The 15,547-nt window shown below is 32.9% G+C and carries 13 protein-coding genes; 6 read left to right on the top strand and 7 right to left on the bottom strand.

The annotated features are described in order from the left end of the window. Positions 1 to 38: 38 nt before the first annotated feature. Together AC3IPI_RS23855 and AC3IPI_RS23850 are read right to left on the bottom strand one after the other, a co-directional pair. Entirely contained in the window at positions 39 to 680 is a 642-nt protein-coding gene (locus AC3IPI_RS23855) for an NAD(P)-dependent oxidoreductase (protein ID WP_489156269.1), read from the bottom strand. Between the two features lie 55 nt (positions 681 to 735). Further along, the gene (locus AC3IPI_RS23850) at positions 736 to 1,143 is read right to left on the bottom strand and encodes an Rrf2 family transcriptional regulator (RefSeq protein ID WP_039111258.1); all 408 of its coding nucleotides are present in this window, start codon (positions 1,141 to 1,143) and stop codon (positions 736 to 738) included. A 115-nt stretch (positions 1,144 to 1,258) separates the two neighbouring features. Between AC3IPI_RS23850 and AC3IPI_RS23845 the strand changes: the two genes are divergently transcribed. The 3 genes from AC3IPI_RS23845 to AC3IPI_RS23835 all read left to right on the top strand — a co-directional run bounded on the left by AC3IPI_RS23845 (position 1,259) and on the right by AC3IPI_RS23835 (position 4,158). After that, positions 1,259 to 2,170 carry an AEC family transporter gene (locus AC3IPI_RS23845; protein ID WP_039111257.1) on the top strand — a complete coding sequence of 304 codons (912 nt, stop codon included), beginning with the start codon at positions 1,259 to 1,261 and terminating at the stop codon, positions 2,168 to 2,170. Positions 2,171 to 2,202: 32 nt separating this feature from the next. Beyond that, complete coding sequence (locus AC3IPI_RS23840; protein ID WP_489156266.1) at positions 2,203 to 3,420, top strand: MFS transporter; 1,218 nt, start codon at positions 2,203 to 2,205, stop codon at positions 3,418 to 3,420. A 99-nt stretch (positions 3,421 to 3,519) separates the two neighbouring features. Beyond that, positions 3,520 to 4,158, top strand: coding sequence for a peroxiredoxin (locus AC3IPI_RS23835; protein WP_039111255.1), 639 nt, complete (start codon positions 3,520 to 3,522; stop codon positions 4,156 to 4,158). 54 nt (positions 4,159 to 4,212) lie between these two features. On the opposite strand, the gene AC3IPI_RS23830 is transcribed toward AC3IPI_RS23835, so the two are convergent. The 4 genes from AC3IPI_RS23830 to AC3IPI_RS23815 all read right to left on the bottom strand — a co-directional run bounded on the left by AC3IPI_RS23830 (position 4,213) and on the right by AC3IPI_RS23815 (position 9,478). Continuing rightward, entirely contained in the window at positions 4,213 to 6,450 is a 2,238-nt protein-coding gene (locus tag AC3IPI_RS23830) for a cation:proton antiporter domain-containing protein (RefSeq protein WP_489156263.1), read from the bottom strand. A gap of 178 nt (positions 6,451 to 6,628) precedes the next feature. Further along, on the bottom strand, positions 6,629 to 7,975 hold the full coding sequence (purB, locus tag AC3IPI_RS23825) for an adenylosuccinate lyase (RefSeq protein WP_039111252.1): 1,347 nt from the start codon (positions 7,973 to 7,975) through the stop codon (positions 6,629 to 6,631). 93 nt (positions 7,976 to 8,068) lie between these two features. Continuing rightward, complete coding sequence (locus AC3IPI_RS23820) at positions 8,069 to 8,761, bottom strand: sterol desaturase family protein (RefSeq protein WP_489156261.1); 693 nt, start codon at positions 8,759 to 8,761, stop codon at positions 8,069 to 8,071. An 18-nt stretch (positions 8,762 to 8,779) separates the two neighbouring features. Continuing rightward, the gene (locus tag AC3IPI_RS23815; protein ID WP_489156259.1) at positions 8,780 to 9,478 is read right to left on the bottom strand and encodes an SIR2 family NAD-dependent protein deacylase; all 699 of its coding nucleotides are present in this window, start codon (positions 9,476 to 9,478) and stop codon (positions 8,780 to 8,782) included. A gap of 184 nt (positions 9,479 to 9,662) precedes the next feature. On the opposite strand from AC3IPI_RS23815, the gene cysC reads away from it, so the two are divergent. The 3 genes from cysC (at position 9,663) to AC3IPI_RS23800 (ending at position 12,038) form a co-directional block, all read left to right on the top strand. Next, entirely contained in the window at positions 9,663 to 10,199 is a 537-nt protein-coding gene (gene cysC, locus AC3IPI_RS23810) for an adenylyl-sulfate kinase (protein WP_039117678.1), read from the top strand. 102 nt (positions 10,200 to 10,301) lie between these two features. Then, entirely contained in the window at positions 10,302 to 11,273 is a 972-nt protein-coding gene (locus tag AC3IPI_RS23805) for a sulfotransferase family protein (RefSeq protein WP_489156257.1), read from the top strand. Positions 11,274 to 11,375: 102 nt separating this feature from the next. Beyond that, complete coding sequence (locus tag AC3IPI_RS23800) at positions 11,376 to 12,038, top strand: TrmH family RNA methyltransferase (RefSeq protein WP_489156255.1); 663 nt, start codon at positions 11,376 to 11,378, stop codon at positions 12,036 to 12,038. Positions 12,039 to 12,143: 105 nt separating this feature from the next. Here AC3IPI_RS23800 and secA read toward each other — a convergent pair whose 3' ends face one another. After that, the gene (secA, locus tag AC3IPI_RS23795) at positions 12,144 to 15,485 is read right to left on the bottom strand and encodes a preprotein translocase subunit SecA (RefSeq protein WP_039111245.1); all 3,342 of its coding nucleotides are present in this window, start codon (positions 15,483 to 15,485) and stop codon (positions 12,144 to 12,146) included. Positions 15,486 to 15,547: the final 62 nt, after the last annotated feature.

The following is a 15,547-nucleotide window of genomic DNA, read 5'->3' as shown; positions in this document are numbered from 1 at the left end:
GAAACTGTTTTTTTGTGAATTTGTTTTGTAGCTGTAAATTAATACGCTGCAGTAAAACGAACCTGATGATGTTTTGGAGTTTCTGCTTCATCGGCAATTACTACTGCCAAATCTTCTACAGATAAAATACTTCTTTGGTTTTCATCAAAAACCGGATTGTCTAATCCTAAACGATATTTAGCAGTTCTTCCTGTTGTAATTCCGGGATGCATTTCAAAAGCTGGGCTAAAAAATGCCCAATCCAAATCTTTTTCTTCTTTTAGTATATTCAAATAATCTCTTGCAGCTGATGCTCCTGCATGATATTCTTTTGGAAAATCTGGCGTATCTACAGCTTGCAAATTAGGAGCTACAAATAAGCTTCCTGCTCCACCAATCGTGATAAAACGTTTTACTCCCGATTGTTTTACGGCTTCCTGAATAGATTTTGAACCAGCTATAAAATCATCATAAAGATTAGGGTTTGTCCAGCCCGCATTATAAGCGCTAATTACAACATCGTTTCCTTTTAGTATAGTTGCTAATTCAGCTGTGTTTAAGATATCTGCTTTTACCCAATTTACGTTAGCAGAATCTTTTGGATTTCTTGCTATTGCAGTAATTTCATGATTGCGATTTGCTAATTCGTTTAAGATAGTTGAGCCTACAAAACCTGTAGCTCCGATAATTGCGATTTTCATAATATATAATTTAATTAGTAATAAAAAATGTTACAGTTTAGTGTAAAAAAATAGATTAGAACTGATTTGAAAAATTTTCTAACGTGATCGTGCTTAATTGCGCATTTATTTTCTCGTTGATATCAGCATATAATAAGTCTAGATTTTCGTTTATTTTTTTTCCAACAGGACAATCAGGATTAGGCTGATTCTTGGCGTAACCAAGATTTACGGTATCAAAAGTCATTTTAAAAATATCAAGTAAACTGATTTCTGATGCAGGTTTTAATAATCGTGTGCCTCCGTTTTTACCTTCCTTACTTTCTACAATATGATTTTTTTTCAGGTTCGAAATTTCTTTTCGTACCAAAACAGGATTCAAATTTATACTACCCGCAATGTATTCCGATGATAAATAATCATTCGGGGATTTAGAGAGTAACGTAAGAATATGTGTTGTTATGGCAAACTTACCTGAAATCATACTGTAATAAAATATGTTACAAATTTATAGGTTTATATTGAACTGACAAAATAATTTACTTTAAAATTAAGCTATTTAAGAAGATTTTAAGTGCTATTTTTGTTTTTTTTCAAAGATGAGCAACTTTATTTTAATTTTCGTTTTCATTAGTGCGGGGCTTATATTGCAAAATATCAAGGGTTTCCCAGTGCATATCTACAAAACGTTAAACAAACTTGTAGTTTATTTATGTCTTCCGGCTTTGGCGTTATATTTTATTCCAAAAATAAAATGGAGTACCGAATTGTTATTTCCAATCGGTGCGGCATGGATTGCTTTTATAGTTGCATTTCTTCTTTTTTCTATATTAGGTAAAAAGTATGGTTGGTCAAATAAGCTAATAGGATGCTTAATTCTCACTGCGGGATTAAGTAATACCTCATTTCTTGGTTTTCCTATAATAGAGGCTTTATATGGGAAATCAGGGTTAGAAACCGCAATTTTGGTAGATCAGCCAGGATCATTTGTGGTAATTTCGACATTGGGTGTTTTTGTTGCGGCATTTTATTCTAAAGGAAGTCCTAATTCACTCGCAATTGCAAAGAAGATATTGACTTTTCCACCTTTTATCACCTTTGTTATAGCCTGTCTTATGAACGTTTTTAATTATGATTTTGATGAAAACCTCCAGATTGGATTTCAAAAGTTAGGCAGTTTGGTTACGCCGCTTGCATTACTTTCTGTTGGGTTGCAACTTCGTTTTGAAAAGAATAGTAAACATTGGAAGTTTTTAACCTTAGGATTAGTTTTTAAACTCATTATCACACCACTATTATTTTTGGTATTGTACGTTTTTATCCTAAAACAAAATTCCTCAGTAATTAAAGTCACAATTATGGAAATGGCTATGGCACCTATGATTACAGGAAGTATTTTGGCTTCAACCTACGGTTTAAAACCACGGTTAAGTAGTATGATGATTGGTTTTGGAATCCCAATTTCGTTCATCACGCTTATTGTTTGGTATTTTATTATGAGTTTTATTTAGTTTATATATTAATTTTTTAGTTCAAATTTATTATGAGTTCCTCTAGTAATTCAGCTACAATCGATGGTTCGGTTTTGGTTCAAAAAACAGTTTATTCCGTATTATTTTCAATAGCATTTGCTCATTTACTTAATGATTTAATGCAAGCAGTAATCCCTGCTACGTATCCTATTTTAAAGGATAACTTCAATTTAAATTTTACCCAAGTCGGATTAATTACATTTGTTTTTCAGCTTACAGCATCTTTATTACAACCTTTTATTGGTTTTTATACGGATAAAAAACCTATGCCATATTCATTAGTATTTGGTATGATATTTACTATTTCAGGATTATGCTTGTTATCTGTATCCAATGCATTCTGGATGTTGTTGGTGGCAGTTGGTTTAGTTGGTGTTGGCTCGTCTATATTTCATCCAGAAGCTTCGAGAGTTGCTTTTTTGGGTTCAGGAGGAAAACGAGGTTTGGCGCAGTCTATTTTTCAATTAGGAGGAAATGCTGGTAGTGCGATAGGACCATTATTAGTAGCTTTGGTAGTTGCTCCTTATGGGCAATCACACGTAGTTTGGTTTGTTATTGCAGGGATATTAGGTATTATCATTTTATCAAGAATTGCAGTTTGGTATGAAAATCATATGAATTTGCGAGCTGCCAAAAAAATAGGTGCAGAAGAGACTACGATTCCTTTATCTAATAAAAAAATCACTATTTCGATTATCGTCTTGCTATTTCTTATTTTTTCGAAGTTTTTCTATATGGCAAGTATGTCTAGTTATTTTACTTTCTATTTGATAGACAAATTCGGAATGAGTATTCAGGATTCACAATTGTATTTATTCATTTTCTTAGCTTCAGTAGCAGCTGGAACATTAATAGGAGGGCCATTAGGTGATCGTTTTGGCCGAAAATATATTATCTGGATCTCAATACTAGGAGCAGCACCATTTACTTTATTGTTACCTTATGCTAACTTGTTTTGGACAGGAGTGCTGGCTGTAATAATTGGTGTTGTAATTGCTTCTGCATTTTCGGCTATTTTAGTTTTTGCGCAAGAATTAAAACCAGGTAAAGTAGGGATGATATCAGGATTGTTCTTTGGGTTTGCTTTTGGAATGGGAGGATTAGGTTCGGCAATTTTAGGATATGTTGCAGATCAAACAACGATTGAATATGTTTTTAAAATAAGTTCATACTTACCTTTAATCGGAGTTCTTACTTATTTCTTGCCAAATATCAAAAAGAAAGCATAATCCTATCAAGTCTATCAACTTTATGATTTTTTTATAAGGGTCGATGTTTTCCTTGTACTTTTTTTACTTATTTTTAAATAAAATTTTAAATAAATACTCATGGCAACACTACGATTAGGAGATATAGCTCCAGATTTTGAAGCAGATACAACTCAAGGCCCAATAAAATTTCATGAATGGTTGGGAGATTCTTGGGGAGTGTTATTTTCTCACCCCTCAGATTTTACACCTGTTTGTACAACAGAGTTAGGAACTGTGGCTAACTATTACCCAGAATTTGTAAAAAGAAATACTAAAGTTATTGCTCTAAGTGTAGATGGTTTAGCCTCACATCTAGAATGGATTAAAGATATTAACGAGACTCAAAATACTACTGTAAATTATCCTATTATTGCCGACGAAGATAAAAAAGTGGCAAATTTATATGATATGTTACACCCAAATGCAAGTGATAAATTTACGGTACGTTCAGTTTTTGTTATCGGAAATGATAAAAAAATAAAACTAACATTAACTTATCCAGCATCTACAGGAAGAAATTTTGATGAATTGCTTCGTGTTATTGATAGTTTGCAATTAACAGCAAATTATAGTGTGGCAACACCAGCAAACTGGAAAGATGGTGATGATGTTGTAATATCTCCATCGATTCCTGATAGCGATATTGCTGCTAAGTTTCCTAAAGGATATAATCCTATAAAACCATATTTAAGAATGACTCCTCAGCCTAATAAATAGGCTTAGCTATTAAATAAAAAAAAGGTATAATGAAAATTATACCTTTTTTGTTTATTATACTTTTTTTACGAATTGTTTCATTCGTTTTTTGTCTCCAACGACCCAAATAATATCGTCCTTTTCTAAAATCAATTGGGATTCAGGATTCAGAATTCGTTTTCCGTTTCTTTCAATTCCTACTACCAAGGCATTTGTTTTATGTCTAAATTCACTAATGCTTTTCTTGATAAATTCATTATCAGAAAGTTCTAGTTGGTTTAAAACAATCTCCGATTCTTCGGTAGTTTTAGGAGCTTCAATTTCGTTTTTATTCAGATAATTGGTAAACTCACTAACCTGTGCATCAGTACCAATAACGCATATTTCATCACCAGGAAACAAACGTTCGTTTTTGGTTGGAATTTGTATTGTAATATCACCACGTCTTATAAAAGCGATATTGATTCCCATTTCTTCTCTAATTTTTAATTCTTCAAGAGTTTTACCAGCAAGATTAGATTCTTTGGCAATCTCAAATATAGACATATGCCCATCCCAAGGAGTTAAGTTGGCATACTTCCTATCTATTTTAGTTGTTTCGCGATCATTAAGATTTTTAAGGAAGTGATTCTCTATTCTGTGGTATTGCTCGTTAAGTTTTTTAGGGAAAAATTGATAAGCGGCAACCGCAATAACTAAGGCAACAAAAGCAACCAAAGGTGAGAAGAAAATGTTTAACAGGAATCCTACATAAAATAATCCTAACCCGATGCGTATTAATATCATCATCATAATCGGACCACGATATTTTCTTTCTTCCCATAAAAGTTCAACCTCTTTTACAGCAACACGTCTTAACGAAAGTGCCCATAAAAACGGAGCAATAACGATAAGCGTAATAAGCGCAGCGATTGTATTTCCAAATCTAGTGTCCTCTACTAATGGAGCAACAAATTTAGACGATAATAATATAATCGCAGTTATAATAATAGTGTGTATTACAATCTGAGTTATATAAGATCGCAACACAATTTGCCATGTGCTTACAGATTTTATGGCTTGAGTATTAAGACTGTAACGATTAATGTTTTTAATCCATTTGCGAGGTAATTTCTGTTCTAAGTATTCAGAGAATGGCCCTGCAAATTTCACCATAAATGGCGTTGTAAATGTAGTTACAGCCGATACTGCAACAACTATAGGATATAAAAAAGCACTCGTTACATTAAGTGACATTCCCAGCGTAGCTATAATAAAGGAGAATTCCCCGATTTGAGATAAACTCATCCCGGTTTGCACTGATTGTTTTAAGGGTTGCCCAGAGAGTAAAGCTCCAATTGTAGAACTTATCGATTGACCAAAAATGGTAACAAGAGTTAAAATTGCTACAGGAATAGCATGTGTGATAAGCATCTCAGGGTTAATCAACATTCCCACCGATACAAAGAAAATAGCACCAAATAAATCTTTAACTGGTTTTACTAAGTGTTCAATATGTTCCGCTTGTGTAGTTTCTGCAATAATAGATCCCATGATAAAGGCACCCAAAGCAGGAGAAAAACCAACATTTGAAGCTAAGATTACCATCATTAAACACAAAGCAAGTGAAATGATAAGCAACATTTCGTCGGTTAATAAATGCTTGGCCTTTTTTAATAAAGTAGGGATAAAGAAGATTCCTCCAACGAACCATGCGGTAAGGAAAAATACTAATTTTAATACCGAAAGTAATAATGCACTTCCAGAAAATTGCTGACTTACTGCAATAGTCGATAGTAAAACCATCATTAAAATCGCAATAATATCTTGTACAATTAGGGAGCCAATTACTATGCCGGCAAACTTTTGCGCCTTAACACCTAATTCATCAAACGTTTTGAGGATAATGGTGGTGGAGGAAATTGATAAAATTACACCCAGAAAGATACTATCCATTTGGGACCAATCCATCCATCGGCCGACCAGATAACCTACGGCGACCATTGTTATAATTTGTGTAATTGCTGTTATGGAGGCGGTTCCGCCGACTTTCATTAATTTTTTAAAGCTAAATTCGAGACCTAAGCTAAAAAGTAAAATAATCACACCAATTTCGGCCCAAACTTCTACGCTTTTATTATCGGTTACAGAAGGAAAAAATTCAATATGATTTCCTGCTAAAAATCCTGCGATTAAGTAGCCCAAAACCAAAGGCTGTTTTAATTTTTTAAAGATTAGCACAGCTATTCCAGCTGTCATTAGGATTAATCCTAAGTCGCTAATTAATGGTTCTAAATGTTGAGCGGCATGTGTTACAGTCTCATTTGGACTCATAGGCGTATACTTTTTTGTATTTATTTTTGAATTGTTGTAAGATATAAAAAAATAAAAAAAAATGAAAGTAATGCGATTCCTTAATGTGAAATTTAAGATAATATTATAATAATAAAATCCCGTTATTTATAGTAAATGTACTTATAAATAACGGGATTTTTATCTGAAAACCAACTTTTTAGATACCTAAAAAGTTGCTTGGAGTAATCTTCATTAGCTCAGCCTTGATTTCTTCAGAAACATCTAACGTTGCAATAAAACTATGAATAGCATTTTTATCAATTGCTTCGTTCGTTCTTGTTAAACCTTTTAAAGCTTCGTATGGATTTGGATATGCTTCACGACGTAAAATGGTTTGGATTGCCTCTGCAACAACCGCCCAGTTTTTCTCTAAATCTTCATGAAACTTAGATTCGTTTAAAAGTAATTTATTCAATCCTTTTAATGTTGCTTCAAAAGCAATAATAGTGTGTCCTATAGGAACTCCAACGTTTCTTAAAACAGTACTATCTGTTAAATCACGTTGTAATCTCGAAATTGGTAATTTAGCCGAAAGGTGTTCGAATATAGCATTTGCAATTCCTAAATTTCCTTCAGAATTTTCAAAATCAATTGGGTTCACTTTATGTGGCATAGCTGATGAACCAATTTCTCCAGCTTTGATTTTTTGTTTGAAATATTCCATTGAAACATATGTCCAAATATCTCTGTCTAAATCAATGATTATATTGTTGATTCTTTTTAAAGCATCAAAAAATGCTGCAAAATGATCGTAATGTTCTATTTGTGTTGTTGGAAAAGAGTGGTGTAATCCAAGAATGTTTTCTACAAAATTACCACCGAATTTTTTCCAGTCAATTTGTGGGTAAGCAACGTGGTGAGCGTTATAATTTCCTGTTGCTCCACCAAATTTTGCAGCAAACGGGATATTAAATAACAAACGCATTTGTTCCTCGATACGTTCTACAAAAACACCAATTTCTTTACCCAAACGAGTAGGAGAGGCTGGTTGTCCGTGAGTACGTGCAAGCATCGGGATATCTTTCCATTCTACGCTTAAATCTTTTAGTTTAGATGTAAGTGTGATTAATGATGGCATATATACTCTCTCAAAAGCTTCTTTTGTAGAAAGAGGAATAGCTGTATTGTTGATATCTTGAGAAGTCAACCCAAAGTGTATGAATTCTTTATACTCTGATAATCCTAGTTTCTCGAAAGCATCTTTGATAAAATACTCAACCGCTTTTACATCGTGGTTGGTTACTTTTTCAGTTTCTTTAATCCAAAGAGCATCTTCGGTAGAGAAATTTTTATAAATGTTACGTAAACTCTCAAAAAGGTCTGAATTTACGGTTGCAAGCTGTGGCAATGGCACTTCGCATAAAGCAATAAAGTATTCAACTTCAATCAATACCCGGTATTTAATTAGCGCTTCTTCAGAAAAAAATGGAGCTAATGAAAGGGTTTTGTTTCTATATCTTCCGTCAATTGGCGATATGGCATTCAATTCGTTTAAAGTAGTCATTGTTGTGTTGTTAATTTTGAAAGATGCAAATGTAAGTTATTGTTAAAACTTCTGAAAGTTAGTTGCAAGTTATTATAGTTAAACATTACAATTTTAAATGATTGTTTTAAAAATTTTGTCCCAAATAGTAAAATAAAAGCCAAAATTATGGGATTCGTTTTTATGATGGTTCGAATGAAATTGTGTGGTCGAAATCCATTTTGTGAAAACATTCTTATTCCAGAAATTCGGAAAAATATCATTATTTAAATGACCTAATATTCCATAAGATAAATTCAGGATTAAATACACTATAATACTAATGTAATTAAACTCTAATATCGAAATTATAATTAGCCATATAGCACCAAAACCCAAAGTTTCGATAGGGTTAAGAACAAATAAACTGTACACATTTGTATCAATATGAGTGTGATGTAGCTTATGGATAGGGTGGAACCAAGTTAATTTGTGTGCCAAAAAATGAAAGCAAAACATAAAGAAATCCATTAGGAAAATCAATAGAAGAGTATTCAGTACAATTGTGAAAAGCGAAGCAGAAAAATCTATTCTAATAATTTGATATTGATATAATTTATAACCTATTAAAGTTACTAGCGTATTACATAATAAGGTGCTAGTAACCCATTTTATATCAGAATTTTTGATTTTTGTGGCTTCTCTGTCAATTAATTTCCCAATAAGAATAGCCAGAAGCATAAGTAATAAATTTTCGATAAGAAAAAATATTATTACGGTAAATAGATTATAATAAGACAATAACTCAAGCCATTTCTGTACAATCATTTTATAGTTTTCTGTTTATTATTTTGTAGTTATTTCGGCTAGTTTTGTTTTTAATATTTCCATTCCTTTAGAAGCCACTTCGGGAATAACTTCAATTTTATTTCTCAGATTCGGAATTTTAATAGGTTTTGGATCAATATAAAAAAGCGGAGCGCTAGCAGGAGTATAAGAAATTAATCCTGCTGCAGGATATACTTGTAATGAAGTTCCTATTACGGCAAAATAATCAGCTTGTTCAGCAATGTCTATCGCTTCTTCTAGTGCAGGTACTTCTTCGCCAAACCAAACAATATGCGGGCGTAGTTGGTTTCCTTTGTCGTCTAGATGCGTCATGAATAAATCATCATTCCAGTCTAAAATGTAGTTTGGGTTTTGAGAACTACGCACTTTTAGTAATTCACCATGCAAATGTAAAACCTTAGAGCTTCCGGCACGTTCGTGCAAATCATCAACATTTTGAGTTATAATATGTACATCAAAATCTTTCTCTAATTCGGCTAAAATCTGATGTCCTAAATTAGGAGTCACTTCTTTGAGTTGTTTACGTCTTTGATTATAAAAATCAAGAACCAATTCGGGATTTTTGTACCAGCCTTCAGGTGTTGCTACTTCCATTACATCATGTCCTTCCCATAGACCATCGCTGTCGCGAAAAGTTTTTATTCCGCTTTCGGCACTAATTCCTGCACCAGTTAAAACTACCAGTTTCTTTTTCATTTTGGATTATTTCTAAAAAAATAAAAATAGTCAATTTTAGCTTAAAAACTAGCTTTGAATACTTGTTAAAATGATTTTATTAAAGTGAGTCTTTTTTAGTATTTTTACAAGTAACAATAACCAAGATAAGGATTTAGGTTACTGCTGTTTTGTGGATGAAAGTTTAAATAATGATAATTTTTAAATGATATTAATACAATTTACAGGTTTGTCGGGTTCAGGCAAAACCACATTGGCAGAAAACGTTGGACAATTATTATTGAAAAAGGGCTACAAAGTCGAAATAATTGACGGTGATGTTTATCGAAAAAGCCTTTGCAAAGACTTAGGATTTTCTAAAGACGACAGATGCGAAAATGTTCGTCGGTTGTTTAGCGTAGGGCAGGATTTTGTTAAATCAGAAATTATCGTTTTAATGTCGGTAATAAACCCTTACGAAGATTTAAGAAATGAAATTGGTCAGCATGAGTTTGTAAAAACAGTATTCCTAAATTGTTCGATTGATAATCTGATTAAACGAGATCCAAAAGGATTGTATAAAAAAGCATTATTGCCGGATAATGATAGTAATAAAATCAGCAATTTTACAGGAATAAGCGATGTTTTTGAAACTCCTTTGAAAGCAGATTTGACGCTTAAAACGGACTCAGAATCGGTATCAGTTTCTACCGATAAGCTTTATTATTTTATAATAGAAAATATACCTAATACTGCTATTTAAGTATTACTCATTTTCTATCAGGTTGTTATGTAGATTGTTTTTTGTAAAATGTATATATTTACGTTGCAATACTTTGGAAACTTAATAATAGATTTTATAAAAATGGAAAACGCAGATCATCCCCTTTTAAATTGGATTCCCTATAAATTAGTCGAAACAGATAATGATGTATATTTTGAATGGATTTATCTGGGAGATAAAAGGTATGTAGACCCTTTTTTTGAAGAAACCATTATAAAATGTAAAGTTCATTATAACAATTCAACAAGGTATAAAGTGGTGAGTAGTGCCGAAAATCTTATGGAATGGTCTGCAGGATTAGTCACAACAGAGTTAAAATCATTATTGTTTCATGTTTCCCGCTGTGGCTCTACAATGATGAGCCAGTCTTTATCCGTTTCTCCACAAAATATTGTAATTTCTGAAGCACCAATTATTGATCAAATCCTAAGAAGCAATCTTTTTGATTTTGATAAAAAAAGAGCTCTTATTAAAGCGGTAATTTCTTTATTGGGACAAAAACGTTTTCCTGAAGAAAAGAATTTAATTGTAAAATTAGATTCTTGGCACATATTCGAAGTTAATCAGTTGCGATTAATTTTTCCAGAATTACCTTTTGTATTGCTTTACAGAAATCCAACAGAAGTATTAAAATCTCATGCACAATTAAAGGGAATGCATATGGTACCTAATTTGTTGCCATCGTCTATTTTTGGAATTAGCGCTAAAGAGATTGAGGAAATTTCTTTTCATCAGTATGGAGCAGTTGTTCTGGAGAAATATTTTCAGGCGTACCTTGATTTTTATGCAACAGACAAAAATGTTTCGATGTATAATTATAAAGAAGGAATGAAATCTATTCTGGAAAGATTCTTGTCTTTTATTGATGCAGATTATTTTATTGAAGAGATTGATTTAATGTGCGAACGTTTAAATAGGCATTCTAAAAATGGAAATGTTGATTTTAAAGGTGATTCTTATGTAAATGATACTTTGGTAATCGATTTTACCAAGGCTAATGTCTTGTATGAAAAATTAGATGAGAGTTTAGCAGAACTAGCTCATAAAAATTAGATTGCTTTTTAAATCTTTCGACAGATAAGAATTTAAAGCTAACTGTTTTTCATAGCCTTAATTGTACTCTTTTTTAGTATTTTTGCCACAAATACTACTGAAATGATTAATATAGATTACCTCAATTTTCTTGAAAATATCCTAACCGAAAATCGAAAAAATAAATTTTTAAAAGTTCTCGAAAACCGTACTAAGCATTTTACTGTTGTTGTCGAAGATATTTTTCAGATGCATAATACAAGTGCTGTAATGCGTAGTTGTGAAGTTTTTGGAATCCAGGAACTTAATGTTATCGAGCAACGTTATGGTAAAAGAATCGATAAGGAAATAGCGATGGGAGCTCAAAAATGGGTTGATATTAATACATTTGATAGTATTACCAATTGTGTAGATACATTAAAAAGCAAAGGATATCAAATTATTGCTACCACACCACATGATAATGATTGTTTGCTGGAAGATTTTGATGTTACAAAACCTAGTGCTTTATTTTTTGGTACAGAAAGAGATGGCTTATCTGAAGAGATTTTGCGAAAAGCAGATGGATTTCTTAAAATTCCGATGGTAGGTTTTACAGAAAGCCTGAATATCTCTGTTTCGGCAGCGATAATTATTCAGAATCTAACAAACAGATTGCGAAATACAGATGTCGATTGGCATTTATCAGAAGATGAAATTCTAGAGAAGCGTTTGGCTTGGGCCAAAAACTCAATTAAAGATATCAAGCGCATCGAAGCCCGATATTTTGAAGAGAATTCTGAATAAAAAATCCCCCAATTAATTAGTATAATTGGGGGATTTTTTTGAGTTTTTAGTTTCAGTTTTCAGTCTCAAAATGTTAATTGAGACTGAATATACTGAGACTGTAGATTATTTAACGATAACCCATTCGCCTGAAGCGATTAAGCTTTCTGCTTTTTTAAATTTCATCGTTTCAACTGTTCCAGTAGCAACTTGTTGCACTGTAACGTTATCATTACGATTTATTTTAGGCATATCTCTAGTAATAGTTTCTGTAACTTGACGTTGCTGAGTTTCTCCAGCTTCGCGGTTGATATCTTCACTATTTTCGATTTCGTCTTTACTTAATTTATAATTTTCTTTCTGACGAACTTCTCTTGCTTCATGAATTTCCGGAACGTTTTGAGCTGGTAAATCACCTTTAAATAAGAATGAAATTACTTCTCTGTTTACGTTATCCAGCATTGCACGGAATAAATTAAAAGCTTCTAATTTATAGATAAGCAATGGATCTTTTTGCTCGTGAACGGCTAATTGAACAGATTGTTTCAATTCGTCCATTTTACGTAAGTGTTTTTTCCAAGCTTCATCAACGATAGATAAAGTGATGTTTTTCTCGAAATCAGCAATTAGTTGAGCACCTTCAGTTTCGTATGCTTTTTTAAGATCAGTAACAACATTTAATGTTTTGATACCATCTGTAAACGGAACTACGATACGCTCAAATTGATTGTTTTTCTCTTCATAAACTCCTTTAATGATAGGGAAGGCTTCTCTAGCACTACGTTCTGTTTTTTCAGTATAGAATGACAAAGCTTCTTTGTATACTTTTCCTGTGATTTCAATATCTGACAATTTGTTGAAATCTGCATCAGAAATTGGAGAAGTGATTCCGAAATAACGAATCAAATCAAACTCAAAAGTTTTGAAATCATTTGTTACTTTATTGTTGCTTACGATTAATTCGCAAGTATCGTAAAGCATGTTTGCGATATCTAGTTTTAAACGCTCTCCAAACAATGCGTGACGACGACGTTTGTAAACTACTTCACGTTGTGAGTTCATAACGTCATCATATTCTAATAAACGCTTACGAACACCAAAGTTGTTTTCTTCTACTTTTTTCTGAGCACGTTCGATAGATTTAGTCATCATAGAATGCTGAATAACTTCACCTTCTTGTAATCCCATTCTATCCATTACTTTGGCAACTCTTTCAGAACCAAATAAACGCATTAAGTTATCTTCTAGAGAAACATAGAATTGAGAACTTCCTGGGTCACCCTGACGACCAGCACGACCACGTAACTGTCTGTCAACACGACGAGAATCATGGCGTTCTGTACCAACGATTGCTAAACCTCCGGCAGCTTTAACCTCTGGAGATAATTTAATATCGGTACCACGACCAGCCATATTGGTCGCAATGGTTACTACTCCAGGTTTTCCTGCTTCTTCTACAATTTGTGCCTCTTGCTTGTGCATTTTAGCATTCAATACATTGTGTGTAACACCTCTCATTTTAAGCATACGGCTTAATAACTCAGAGATTTCTACAGATGTTGTTCCAATTAAAACTGGTCTTCCTGCTTTAGATAATTCAGTTACATCTTCGATTACTGCATTGAATTTTTCACGTGTAGTTTTATAAATGTAATCTTCTTTGTCTATTCTTGACATTGGACGATTCGTAGGAATCTCAACTACATCTAATTTATATATTTGCCATAACTCACCAGCTTCTGTTACTGCAGTACCCGTCATACCGCCTAATTTGCTGTACATTCTAAAGTAGTTCTGTAAAGTAACAGTTGCAAAAGTTTGAGTTGCAGCTTCGATTTTTACATTTTCTTTAGCTTCAATCGCTTGGTGTAATCCGTCAGAATAACGACGACCATCCATGATACGACCTGTTTGCTCATCAACAATCATAATTTTGTTGTCCATGATAACGTATTCTACATCTTTTTCAAAAAGTGCATACGCTTTTAACAGTTGAGTTAAAGTGTGGATACGCTCGCTTTTTACACCAAAATCCTGGAATAATCTTTCTTTGGCTTCAGCTTCAGCGTCTTTGTCTAATTTTTGTTTTTCAATTGCAGCGATTTCAGTTCCGATATCTGGTAATACGAAAAAGTCTGCATCTGTATCTCCTGAAAGGAATTTGATTCCATTATCAGTTAATTCAACTTGATTGTTTTTTTCTTCAATTACGAAGTATAAAGCCTCATCAACTTTATGCATTTCACGGTTGTTGTCCTGCATGTATTGATTTTCGGTTTTCTGAAGTAATTGTTTAATTCCTTCTTCACTCAAAAATTTAATTAAAGCTTTATTTCTAGGTAAACTTCTGTAAGCTCTTAATAATAAGAAACCACCATCTTTAGTATTTCCTTCTTTTATTAATTTTTTAGCTTCAGCTAAGAATCCATTTGCCAATTGACGTTGTAAACTTACTAAGTTTTCAATTTTTGGCTTTAATTCATTAAATTCATGACGGTCTCCTTGAGGAACTGGACCAGAAATGATAAGTGGTGTTCTTGCATCATCAATTAATACAGAATCGACCTCATCGACAATTGCATAATTGTGTTTTCTTTGTACCAAGTCATTTGGCGAATGCGCCATATTATCTCTTAGGTAGTCAAATCCGAATTCGTTATTTGTTCCGTAAGTAATGTCTGCATCATACGCTTTCTTTCTTTGTTCTGTACTTGGTTGGTGGTTATCGATACAATCAACAGTTAAACCGTGAAATTCGAATAAAGGTGCTTTCCATGTACTATCACGTTTTGCAAGGTAATCATTCACAGTTACTAAGTGAACTCCGTTTCCTGTCAAAGCATTTAAGTAAAGAGGAAGTGTAGCAACTAATGTTTTACCTTCACCTGTTTGCATTTCGGCAACTTTACCTTCGTGCAATACCATACCACCAATTAACTGAACATCATAATGAATCATGTCCCATGTAATTTCTTTACCAGCAGCATTCCATTTGTTAGCCCAAGTAGCTTTATCACCTTCAATAGTAACATAAGTTTTTGAACCTGAAAATTCGCGGTCTTTTGGAGTTGCAGTAACCTCGATAAAAGAATTGTCTTTAAAACGACGTGCTGTTTCTTTTACTACAGAAAACGCTTCTGGAAGAATTTCCAATAATGTTTTCTCTGAGATTTCGTAAGCTTCTTTTTCTAAAGTATCTATAGCTTCGTAAATGTCTTCTCTCTTGTCGATATCTTCAATGCTTTCTACTTCTGTTTTTAGAGAAGCGATTTTAGCATCTTTTTCGGCTCTTGCGTCCTTTATCTTTTGCTTAAAAAATACGGTCCTGGCTCTTAGCTCGTCATGAGACAAAGCGATAAGGCTAGTTTCGAAAGTTTTAATTTTGTTTAAATAAGGTTGTAAAGCTTTGACATCTTTTTGTGATTTATCACCTACAAAGACTTTAATAATACTGTTAATGAAACTCATGATCTGTTGGTATTTCTATAATTTATCTAAATGTGTAAATTTAAACAAAAAAAAAGCCTCTT

It is taken from the genome of Flavobacterium sp. GL_143 (genome assembly GCF_057834355.1).
Note: the sequence above shows the minus strand (reverse complement) of the source record. Positions and strands in the feature narration are given on the sequence as shown.